We start from the raw sequence: 1931 nt of genomic DNA on the forward strand, positions 1-1931 counted from the left end.
TCGAATTCGACATCGAACAGGCCCCCAAAGGCCCCCGCGCGACGAACGTCGTCCGCAACTAATCTCGCCTCGAACTGCCGTCTGACGGCACTTTGACGCGATTCCTCTATTACACCTACGATGCCAGCGACGGCGCTGGGTATTGTCTCGGCTTCGAAGACGACGATGAGACACGCCTCTCGCGAGCAGTACCTAACACGTGGATCGCGCCACGACTCGCGACCGACTCGAGGCTACGACTGCAACCGTTCGATCCGCTCGAGCGTGTCCGCGTCCGTGGGCTCTTTATCCTCCCGTACCGCCTGGAACCGTGGGAATCGCAGCGCGTACCCCGACGAGTACGTCGGCGAGGTCTGGATTTCTTCGTAGCCGACTTCGAAGACGATCGCGGGCTCGAGATCGACGTTCTGGCCCTCCTCGGCCGCGATGTGTGGCTCGAGTCGTTCCGTCAGGTCGGCTAGCTTCTCGTCGGTGATCCCGGTCGCGACCTTGCCAACGGTCTCCAGTTCGCCCGTCGACTCGTCACGAACCGAGAGCTCGAAGGTACCGAGGAAAGTCGCCCGTCGTCCTTCGCCCCACGCCGCACCCGTCACCACACAGTCGAGCGTCTCCACGTCCGGTTTACGTTTGCGCCAGTGTTTCCCGCGTCGACCCGGTGAGTACGTCGACTCGGGATTCTTGAGCATGATCCCCTCGTGGCCCGACTCGAGGGCCGCCGCGTCGATGGACTCGATCTCGTCCGGATCGTCGGTCAGCCACAGCAGGGACAGTCCCTCGATGTCGTCGGGCTCTCGGGTGGGATCGTCGGCGAGGACCTGCTCGAGTCGCTCGTGTCTCGTCGGCAACGGCTCTCCGAGTAAGTCGTCGCCGTCGGCGTGCAGACAGTCGAAGAAGACCGGCCGGACCGCGACGGACTCGCGGGCCTTCGCAACGTCGTGTTTCCGTCGGAACCGTCTGAGCACCTCCTGGAACGGAAGCGGGTTCCCGTCATCGTCGACTGCGACGACCTCGCCGTCCAGGATGGCGGGGCCCTCGAGCGTCTCCGCGGCGTACTCGACGACTTCCGGGAGCGCGCCGGTGACGTCTTCCATGTTCCGCGAGAAGACCCGAGTCGTCGCGTCGCCGTCCTCGCCGGCGGCCGACTCGAGCCCGTCGGGGTCGTGGTGCAACTGGATGCGAGCGCCGTCGTACTTCCACTCGACGGCGGCTTCGTCCCACTCCTCGAGGGCGTCGGTCACGGTGCCGGCCTGGGCCAGCATCGCCTGGACGGGCCGGCCGACCGCCAGTTCCATCGCGTCTAACCCCTCGAGACCCGCCTCGCTGGCGACGCGGGCGACCTCGCCGTAGTCGTTCGAGACCTGCAGCGCTCGCTCGACGCGCTCTTCGGGAACGTCGAACGCCGCGGCGATGGCGTCCCGGACGGTGCCCTCGCCGACGCCGATGCGCATCTCCGAGAGTACCAGCCGGGCGAGATAGCGCGCCTCGTCGCTGGAACAGCGGTTGAACAGGCCAAAGAGAACGTCGATTTTGCGATCCTCGCTGCCCTCTCCCTCTGTAGCGGCGAGATCGACGAGTTGCTCGTGGACCTCCCGGACGGTAAGGCCGTCCCCGTCGTCGCCGTTGCCGGCACCGAACGCGGCCAGCCCACGCTGGCCGCCGAAATCGTAGCTCGCAGCCACGTCGCCGATCTCCCCGACGTCTGCGAGTCTGTCCTCGACGTCGTCGGCATCGACGTTCGTCCCGGCCGCGCGGGCGATCGCCTCGTAGCAGGCGCTGGGGCCGATGTCGAGTGTCGTCGAGTCCCAGGCGGGGAAGACTCGCCCCTGAACGAATCGAGCGACGATTTCGATCGTTCGGGGTTCCATCGGGGGCTCGTCGTCGGCGTCCGCAAGGAGGTCTCGCACGTGCTCGATGATCTCTAGATCGGCAGG

The 1931-nt window shown here is 66.4% G+C and carries 1 protein-coding gene; it reads right to left on the reverse strand.

From position 1 onward, the window contains the following. Positions 1-233: 233 nt before the first annotated feature. Positions 234-1931: ATP-dependent DNA ligase LigA (ligA, locus tag C446_RS03060; RefSeq protein WP_006671596.1), on the reverse strand; the 1698-nt coding region annotated here is incomplete at its 5' end.

The sequence above is a fragment of the Halobiforma nitratireducens JCM 10879 genome (assembly GCF_000337895.1).
In the GTDB taxonomy this organism is placed as follows: domain Archaea; phylum Halobacteriota; class Halobacteria; order Halobacteriales; family Natrialbaceae; genus Natronobacterium; species Natronobacterium nitratireducens.